The sequence below is a fragment of the Candidatus Methylomirabilota bacterium genome (assembly GCA_036002485.1).
In the GTDB taxonomy this organism is placed as follows: Bacteria; Methylomirabilota; Methylomirabilia; order Rokubacteriales; family CSP1-6; genus AR37.
Window position 1 is genome coordinate 1 of the sequence record DASYTI010000127.1, and the last position, 9238, is coordinate 9238.

General features: G+C 67.3%; 9 protein-coding genes. 3 read left to right on the top strand and 6 right to left on the bottom strand.

The window, feature by feature from the left end:
- The 6 genes from VGT00_13060 to VGT00_13085 all read right to left on the bottom strand — a co-directional run.
- A partial coding sequence (locus tag VGT00_13060) for a cytochrome C oxidase subunit IV family protein (GenBank protein ID HEV8532342.1) occupies positions 1–288 on the bottom strand: 288 nt, incomplete at its 3' end.
- 13 nt (positions 289–301) lie between these two features.
- Positions 302–898, bottom strand: coding sequence for a cytochrome c oxidase subunit 3 (locus VGT00_13065; protein HEV8532343.1), 597 nt, complete (start codon positions 896–898; stop codon positions 302–304).
- Positions 898–2757: a cytochrome c oxidase subunit I gene (ctaD, locus tag VGT00_13070; protein ID HEV8532344.1), complete on the bottom strand. Its 1860-nt coding sequence runs from the start codon at positions 2755–2757 to the stop codon at positions 898–900. The genes VGT00_13065 and ctaD overlap by 1 nt, the downstream gene beginning before the upstream one ends.
- An 11-nt stretch (positions 2758–2768) precedes the next feature.
- On the bottom strand, positions 2769–3791 hold the full coding sequence (gene coxB / locus VGT00_13075; protein ID HEV8532345.1) for a cytochrome c oxidase subunit II: 1023 nt from the start codon (positions 3789–3791) through the stop codon (positions 2769–2771).
- An 8-nt stretch (positions 3792–3799) separates the two neighbouring features.
- Positions 3800–4069 carry a hypothetical protein gene (locus VGT00_13080; protein ID HEV8532346.1) on the bottom strand — a complete coding sequence of 90 codons (270 nt, stop codon included), beginning with the start codon at positions 4067–4069 and terminating at the stop codon, positions 3800–3802.
- Between the two features lie 136 nt (positions 4070–4205).
- Complete coding sequence (locus tag VGT00_13085; protein HEV8532347.1) at positions 4206–5441, bottom strand: Zn-dependent hydrolase; 1236 nt, start codon at positions 5439–5441, stop codon at positions 4206–4208.
- A gap of 154 nt (positions 5442–5595) precedes the next feature.
- On the opposite strand from VGT00_13085, the gene VGT00_13090 reads away from it, so the two are divergent.
- From VGT00_13090 to VGT00_13100, 3 genes are all read left to right on the top strand, one after another.
- Complete coding sequence (locus VGT00_13090; protein HEV8532348.1) at positions 5596–6792, top strand: acyl-CoA dehydrogenase; 1197 nt, start codon at positions 5596–5598, stop codon at positions 6790–6792.
- A gap of 3 nt (positions 6793–6795) precedes the next feature.
- Positions 6796–7935, top strand: a complete 1140-nt coding sequence (locus VGT00_13095; protein HEV8532349.1) for an acyl-CoA dehydrogenase family protein — start codon at positions 6796–6798, stop codon at positions 7933–7935.
- Between the two features lie 2 nt (positions 7936–7937).
- Positions 7938–9238 (top strand): response regulator (locus VGT00_13100; protein ID HEV8532350.1); only part of this gene is annotated, 1301 nt, incomplete at its 3' end.

A 9238-nucleotide genomic window follows, 5' to 3' on the forward strand; every position in this document is an offset into this window, starting at 1 on the left:
CAAGATGATGGCGCAGGCGATGGTGAGGGGCCCGACGAAGAGCGCGGTCAGCAGCTTGCTGTCGTAGTAGAGGTGCATGAAGAAGGCCACCACGAGGGCGAACTTCAAGATGGACATCACGATCAGGAATCCCACGAGAAAGTGCTTCGGCAGCCCGGGGATGTAGAGCGCGCCGATCTCGACGGCCGTGACGATGGCCAGCACCACCGCCACCTTGATATAGGTGGCGACGCTGGCATGACCTTCCTCGTGTCCGTGCGATGGCGCCTGCGAGTAGCTCGCGTCCATGTCTGCGTGCCTCCTACGGGATCAGGTAGACAAGGGTGAAGATGGCGATCCACACGATGTCCACGAAGTGCCAGTACAGGCCGCACATCTCGACCTTGAGCGAGTCCTGCGGCCCCAGCTTGCCGCGCAAGGCCAGGACCCAGAGAGACAGGAGCCAGATCACGCCGCCGGTGACGTGGGCGCCGTGAAAGCCCGTGAGCACGAAGAACGTCGTGCCAAAGAGATTGGTGTGCAGGGTCAGGCCCAGGTGGACGAAGTGGGTGAACTCGAAGCACTGGAAGCCCACGAACCCCGAGCCGAACAGCGCCGTCATGAAGAGCCAGATCTTGGCCCACGTCATGTCGTTGCGCTGGACGGCGGCCAGGGCCAGCACCATGAGGAGCGAGGACATCAGGAGCACGAAGGCGCTCACCGAGGTGAGGGGGATGTTCAGGATCTCGTGCGGCCCGGGCCCGCTGATGCTCTTGCCCTTGTACGAGAGGTAGGTGCCGATCAGCGAGCCGAAGAACATGCATTCGGAGCCCAGGAAGGCCCACATCCCGAGCTTGCGGTTGTCGAGCCCCGTGATGCCGATGTTCGGATCGTGGGCGGCCGCGTGGGCGTCGGCCATTAATGGTGGCCTCCCGGCGCGGGCCGGTGGTACTCGAGCATGAACCGGGCCATGCAGTAGAGGGTGAGCAGCCCGCCGAGGATGACCTGATACATGCTGATGAGCAGGCCCGAGATCGTCAAGACGATGGCCGCGGCGAGCAGGAGAGGCCAGTAGGAGGGCGGCGGCATGTGGATGGAGGCGGGGTCGACGGGCGGCGCGGGGGCGGACTTGCGCGGGGGCGCCCCGTGCCCGTCGCCGTACTTGGCGATCCAGAACTCGTCGCGATCGTGCACGGTCGGGATGATGGCGAAGTTGTAGACGGGCGGCGGCGACGAGATGGTCCACTCGAGGGTGCGGGCATCCCACGGGTCGGCGGGCGCGGGCGCGCCCCAGCGCGACGTCTTCGCCACGTTGACCATGAAGACCACGAAGGACAGCGCGATGATGAAGGCGCCCACCGTGCTGACGAAGTTCCAGAAGTTCCAGCCGAGGTCCGGCGCGTAGGTGTAGATCCGGCGCGGCATGCCGATCAGCCCCAGGAAGTGCATGGGGAAGAACGTCACGTTGAAGCCGATGAACATGACCCAGAAGTGGACCTGGCCCAGCCGCTCGTCGAGGACCTTGCCGAAGATCTTCGGCCACCAGTAGTAGACGCCCGCGAAGAGACCGAAGATCGACCCCCCGAAGAGCACGTAATGGAAGTGGGCCACGATGAAGTAGCTGTCCGTCTGCTGCAGGTCGACAGGCGGGGAGGCGTGCATGACGCCGGAGAGCCCGCCCATGATGAACATGGAGATGAAGCCCAGGGCGAAGAGGAGGGGGGACGTGAAGCGGATGGCCCCGCCCCACAGAGTGCCGATCCAGTTGAAGATCTTCACGCCCGTGGGCACCGCGATGAGCAGAGTGGCGATCGAGAAGGCGGAGTCCGCCACGGGGCCCATGCCCACCGAGAACATGTGGTGGCTCCACACGCCGAAGCCGAAGAAGCCGATCATGATCCCCGAGTAGATGACCACGGGGGCGCCGAAGAGCGGCTTGCGCGAGAACGTCGGCAGCACCTCCGAGACGATGCCCATGGCGGGCAGGATCAGGATGTAGACCTCGGGGTGACCGAAGATCCAGAAGAGGTGCTGCCAGAGCAGGGGATCGGCGCCCGCGGCCGGGGAGAAGAACAGGGTGCCGAAGAAACGGTCGAACATGAGCAGGATGAGGGCCACCGTGATGGCCGGGAAGGCGAGGACGACGAGGAACTGCACGACGAAGCTCATCCAGGTGAACAGCGGCATGCGCATGAGGGTCATGCCCGGGGCGCGCATGTTGATGATGGTCACGATGAAGTTGAACCCCGCCATGAGCGACGAGAGACCCAGGATCTGCAGCCCCAGCATCCAGAAGTCGACGTGGCTCCCCGGCGAGAACTGGCGCGTGGTCAGGTTGGCATAGCCGAACCAGCCGGCGTCGGGAACGCTCCCCGCGAGGAAGCTCGAGTGCAGGAACAGAGCGCCGGAGAGGAAGACCCAGTAGGACAGCGCGTTCAGCCGCGGGAAGGCCACGTCCCGCGCGCCGATCTGCAGAGGAATGATGAAGTTGAAGAAGGCGGCGCCCATGGGCATGATGGCGAGGAAGATCATCGTGGTGCCGTGCATGGTGAACAGCTCGTTGAACGTCTGCGCCGAGAGCAGGGTCCCGTCCGGCCTGGCCAGCTGCAGCCGCATGAGGAGCGCCTCGACGCCGCCCACGAGGAAGAAAACGTACGCGGAGACGCCGTAGAGGATGCCGATCCGCTTGTGGTCCACGGTGGTGAGCCAGGACCAGATGACCTCGAGCGTCTTGGGCTTGGCGCGGGTTCCGGGCATGAAGGCCACTTGTGTGGCCATGAAGAATCCTCTTATTTCAGGTTCAGGAGATAGGCGGCCAGGGCCTTGCTCTGCTCGCCCCGGATGCCGAGGTCGGGCATGAGCGCGCCCGGCTTCATGTGCGCGGGGTTCTCGATCCACTTCGCGACGCTCTGGGGTGTACTCGCCAGCAGGTTGGCCCCGAAGGTCTTGCGGCTGCCGAAATGCGTCAGGTCGGGCCCCATGGCGCCACCCGAGACGCCGCGGATAGTGTGACAGCCGACGCAGGTCGACTGGGCGAAGAGCTCCTGGCCCTTCTTGGCCAGCTCGCTCGTGGGCTCCACAGGCGGCTTCCGCTGCTCCGCGACCCATTTCTGGAAATTCTCCTTCGAGTGGACGATGACACGGAAGCGCATGTTGGCGTGCGAGGTGCCACAGTACTCGGCGCACTGCCCGGGAAACTCGCCGGGAATCTCCGGGGTGAGGGTGAGACGGTTGACCCGGTGGGGCACCACGTCACGCTTGCCCCCCAGCTGGGGCATCCAGAAGGAGTGGATGACGTCGGGGGCGTGGAGATGGAAAGCGACCTGGCGCCCGACGGGGAGATGCAGCTCGTTGGCCGTCGAGAACTCGTACTCCGGGTACGTGAACTCCCACCACCACTGCCGGCCCGCGACGTCTACCCGGAGGGCGCTGGCCGCCTCCGGCTCCTGGGTCTTGAAGATCATCTGGATGGTCGGTATCGCGATGATGAGCAGGATGACCGCGAAGGCGATGGTCCACGAGACCTCCAGCACCGTGTAGCCGTGCACCTGCTTCGGGATGGGCTGTCCGGGCTTCTCGCGGAAGCGCAAGCAGGCCCAGACGAGGGCGCCCTCGACGCCGATGAAGATCCCGAGGGTCCACCAGGAGATCAGCATGAAGAGATCCTGGATGCCCTTCCCGAAGTCCGACTTGGGCTTGACCGTGGTCATCGGCGAGTCCCACAAGGACCAGCCGCACGAGGAGAGGACGACCGCGACCGCGATGAGCAGGAGGACGGTCGGCACGCGAAACGGCGACCGGGCTCGGCCCATGGGCTCCTTCATCTGACGGGCTGCGCGACCGATTGAGTGACGGGGGCCCGGGCGCCCGCCGAGGCCGTCGGGGGGTGCGGCAGGTCGACGACGGCCAGCCAGCTGCGGGCGGCCAGCATCAAGACGACGGCCACAGGAATCACGGCCCACACGACGTCGGAGTAGCGGCGCGCGCGCTCCGGAGCGTGCGCCCGCCTGTCGCGCAGCACGTGGACCAGAGATCGCGCCTGGAAGATCAGGAAAAGCGTGAAAACGACGGCCAGCATCAGGTGGAGCATGGTGATCGGAGCCCTCTCGTCGCCGCGTGGTGCGATCTCGGCGTGGAGTGTACGCGAAGGGCTAGGCAAAGCCAAGTGGAGCAATTCACAATGTGCCGCCGGTCGCCCGGCGGGCGACTCGGGGCGCTCGCCCGGCTCAGCCGGCCAGCTTGAGCAAGGTGTGGAGCAGGGTATTGCCCCCGCGCTCGATGGCCCGCCAGTCGCTCATCTCGTCGGGGCGGTGGCTCTTGCCGCCCTGCGAGGGAATGAAGAGCATCCCGGCGTCCGTCACCGCCGCCAGATTCTGAGCGTCGTGCCCGGCCCCCGAGGGCATGTGCTTGACCTTGAGCCTGAGCTCGGCCGCCGCCGCCGCCACCGCGCGCATCACGCGCGGTGAGCAGCGGGCGGGCTCGCTTCGCGAGATGGCCTCCACGGTCACCTTGAGCTTCCACTTTTTTGCGACCTGCTTGGCCAGAGCCAGGCACTGCCGCTCGAGCCGCGCGAGCACGCGCGGGTCGAGCTCGCGCATCTCGTGCAGCAACACGCATCGATCGGGCACGATATTGGCGACGCCGGGGCCGACCTCCACGCGCCCGAAATTGGTCACGCTCCGACCGCTGCCCCTGGTGATGATGAGCTGGCGGGCCCGCGTGGCGAACTCGGCGGCGGCCATGAAGGCGTCGCGGCGCCACGCCATGGGCGTGGTGCCCGCGTGGTCGGCCTGGCCCATGAAGGTCACCCACTGGCGCCGGTTGCCCACGATGCCCTCGACCACGCCGATGGGGATCTTGGCCGCCTCGAGGTGCGGGCCCTGCTCGATGTGGAGCTCCACGTACGCGGCGAGCGTCTTCGGATTGCAGCGGGCCTTCGGCGCGTCATAGGCATTGAAGCCCGCGCGCGCCATGGCATCCACGAGCCGCTCGCCATCGGCCGCGCGGAGCTGCGGGATATGCTTGGCGTCGAGCTTGCCCGTGAAGGCGCGAGAGCCGAAGAGGCCGCCATAGCGCCCTTCCTCGTCGCTCCAGGCGGCGACCATGAGGGGCAGCCGGGTGCGCACGTTCGATTCGTACATGGTCTGCAGGCACTCGAGGCCGGCCAGCACGCCGAGGGCGCCGTCGAGCGGCCCGCCGTTCGGCACCGTGTCGATGTGCGAGCCCGTCACCACGGCCGGACCCCCATTGCCGAGGCGGCCGAAGGTGTTCCCCGCTTCGTCCACCCAGGTGCTGAGCCCGGCCTCCTTCATGCGATCGAGGAGCCAGGCGCGCGCCTCTTCGTGCGCGGGGCTCCAGCAGGACCGCGTAATGCCCTTGCCGTCGGGATTCCTTCCGAACCGGGCCAGGGTCTCCAGATGGGCCCGCAGGCGGGGCAGCGAGATGGCGAGAGGGCCGGCCATGGCGGCAGGCAGTATACCGCAGCGCTTTACGAGGGAAAACCCCACGTGTAATGCGTTCTTGACACTCTTTGCCGGGCCCTCGTATCATGGCACTGAACTGTCGTTCAGTCGCCCCCATGACCCCGCAGCAAAGCCCGCGCCCCAGGGAGGGTGTATGGATTTCGCTTTGACCCCCGAACAGACGTCCTTCCGGGACGAGGTCCGCTCCTGGCTCAAGAAGAACCTGCCCAAGGACTGGACCGATCGGATGCGCATCGGCTCGGATGTGCCGCGCCCCGAGGTCTACGACTTCCTGCGTAAGTGGCAGCGCCAGATGTACGAGGCGGGCTTCGTCGGCGTGACCTGGCCCAAGGACTACGGCGGGCGCGGCCTCACCTTCATGGAGGAGATGATCCTCCACGAAGAGATCGCCATCACCAAGGCGCCGCCCGTCCTCAACATCCTGGCCATCGGCATGGCGGGCCCCACCATCATCGCCTATGGCACGGAGGAGCAGAAGCGCCGCTACCCGCCCAAGATGCTCTCCTGCGAGGAGATCTGGTGCCAGGGATACTCCGAGCCCAACTCGGGATCGGACCTCGCGTCGCTCCAGACCCGCGCGGAAAAGGTCGGCGATCACTACGTCGTCAACGGCCAGAAGGTGTGGACCTCGCTCGCGCATCAGTCCGACTGGATGATGCTCCTCGCGCGCACCGACCCCAAGGCCGAGAAGCACAAGGGCATCACGTACTTCCTCCTCGACATGCATAGCCCCGGGGTGACGGTGAAGCCGCTCAAGCAGATCACGGGCGATGCCGAGTTCAACGAGGTCTACTTCGACAATGTCGAGGTCCCCGAGGCCAATATCCTGGGGGGTCTCAACAACGGATGGGCCGTGGGCATGACCACGCTCATGTACGAGCGTCTGGCCCTCGGCTTCGGCCTCCAGGTCCGCCTGCGCATCGCACTGGACGGGCTCGTCGACCTCGCGCGCCGGTCCAAGAAGGGCGGGGCGCCCGCGACGAAGGACGCCACCATGCGCCAGAAGCTCGCGCAGCTCTGGATAGACACCGAGGTCTTCAAGTACACGGGCGCCCGCGCCGTCACGAAGCTCCTCAAGGGCGAGCTGCCCGGGCCCGAAGCCTCGGCGGGCAAGATGATGTGGGTGGAAGGCCACCAGCGGCTTCAAGAGCTCGCCATGGAGCTCCAGGGCCCTTATGCCCAGCTCGGGCGGGGCACGAAGTGGGCCGTGGACGGCGGCGTCTGGCAGCACAGCTTCCTGCGCTCGCGCGCCAACTCCATCGAGGGCGGCACCACGGAAATCCAGAAGAACATCATGGGCGAGCGCGTGCTCGGCCTCCCGAAAGGCTAGACCATGAACTTCGGCTTCAACGAAGAGCAGGAGCTGCTCCGAAGCACCGCGCGCAAGTTCTTCGACAACGAGTGCCCCTCCACGACGGTCCGCACGCTGATGGAGGCGCCCGAAGGCATGACGTCCGAGCTGTGGAAGAAGCTCGCCGAGCAGGGATGGCTCGGTCTCATCGCCCCCGAAGAGCACGGGGGCATGGCCCTCGGCATCGTCGACCTCGTGGTGCTCCTGGAGGAGATGGGGCGGGCGGTGGTGCCGGGCCCGTTCTTCTCGACGGTGCTGCTGGGTGGACTCGCCATCCTGGAGGCGGGCAGCGACGCGCAGAAGAAAGCCTGGCTGCCGAAGATCTGCTCGGGCGAGGCGCGGGCCACCCTGGCCTGGATGGAGCCCTCGGCCGAGCTGGGCGCGGCCGGCATCACGCTCCAGGCCGCGGCCAAGGGCTCCGGGTTCACCCTGAACGGCACTAAGCTCTTCGTGCACGATGCGCATACGGCCGACGTCATCGTCGTGGCGGCCCGCACGTCCTCGGGGCAAAATCCCGAAGACGGCATCTCGCTTTTCCTCGTGCCCAAGGGCACGCCGGGACTCGCGGTCACGCTCTTGCCCACCATGGACCAGACGCGCAAGCTCTGCGAGGTGACGCTGACGAACGTCTCGGTGGGCGGCGAGGCGATCATGGGCGCGCCCGGAGCGGGCGGGAAGCCGCTCGCGCGCGTGATCGACCGCGCCACCGTCGGGCTCTGCGCCGAGATGTGCGGCGGCGCCCAGAAGGTGCTCGACATGACCGTGGAGTACGCCAAGATCCGCCAGGCCTTCGGCCGGCCCATCGGCTCCTACCAGGGCGTCAAGCACAAGGCCGCCGACATGCTGGTCGATGTCGAGAACAGCAAGTCCATCACCTACTACGCGGCATGGGCGATGGACGAGGGCGTGCCCGAGGGGCCGCTGGCCGTCAGCATGGCCAAGGCCTATGTCTCCGACGCCTACCGGCGCGTGTCCGGCGCCGGTATCCAGCTCCACGGCGGCATCGGCTTCACCTGGGAGCACGACCTGCACCTCTACTTCAAGCGGGCCAAGGGGTCAGAGTTCACCTTCGGCGATGCCACGTGGCATCGCGAGCGGGTGGCCCAGCTGGTGAACCTCTAGGCGTGGGGCGGGTCCGAGAGAAGCTGGGTCGCTGGATCAGCGGGGGGACCGAGCCGGCGCCCCCCAAGAATCCCCTCCTGTTCGCGGACCACGAAGAGATCCAGGACATTGCGCGCCAGATGTCGCGCACCAAGGTCGAGCTCGACCGCTCCGTCCTGACCCTCAAGAGCTGGGCGCGCGACCTCTCGCGGCGCGTGACGGAGGGCGGGGGACGGCTCGACCAGGGGCATGATCTGCGCTCGCTCGGCGAGACGGTGGGCGGTCTCGCGCACAACTTCAACAACTCGCTCGCCGCCATCCTGGCCTATACCGAGCTCCTCCTGCGCGACGCCCAGAAGGACTCGCAGGCCCACCGGCGGCTCCTCGTGGTCCGTGACGTCGCCCTCGAGGCCTCGGCCACCGTGCGGCGTCTCCAGGATTTCGTGTCGCGCCAGCCCGAGGTCGCCTTCGGTCCCGTGGGGCTGCCCGCCGTCATCCAGGAGGCGCTCGATCTCACGGCACCGCGCTGGCGGGACGACGCCGAGCGGCGCGGCGTGGTCATCACGGTCGCCCAGGACATGGAGGCACTGCCGCCTGTCGAAGGCATTGCCTTCGAGCTCCGCGACGCCCTCGTCCGCCTCATCCTCAATGCCGTGCAGGCCATGCCCGACGGCGGGGCGCTGGGGATCCGCGCGGCCAGCGAAGAGTCGGGCTGGGTGGTCATCGAGGTGCGCGACACGGGCATCGGCATGACCGAGGAGCACTCGCGGCTGCTCACCCACCGCGCGCTTCAGGGCGCGCCGACGGCGCGGGGCGGTCGCGGGTTGGCCGAAGTGGCGGAGGTCGTCGAGCGCCACGGCGGCAGCCTCTCCATCGAGAGCGAGCCGGGCCGCGGCACCGTCGTGCGCATGCGCCTGCACGCCAGCCGCTTCCAGATCATCCCACCCTCGGTCGGCGTGGTGGAATCCGTGCATCCCGAGCAGGCGGTGCGCATCCTCCTCGTGGACGACGACCCGCGCCTGCTCACCGTGCTCTCCGATACGCTGCAGGCCTGCGGGCATGCCGTCACCACCGCCTCCAAGGGCGAGGAGGCGCTCGAGGTGTTCGACCCCGGCAAGCACGACGTGGTCATCACCGACCTCGGCATGCCGAGAATGAATGGCTGGGAAGTGGCCGAGCGGGTCAAGGCCGTCTCCCCGGAGACACCGGTCTTCCTGCTCACGGGCTGGGGTGAGAGCGTCGCCGCCCACGAAGGCAGCCAGTTCGTGGACAGGGTCGTCGCCAAGCCGGTCTCGGCGGAGGCGCTGATGGAGCAGCTCGCCGA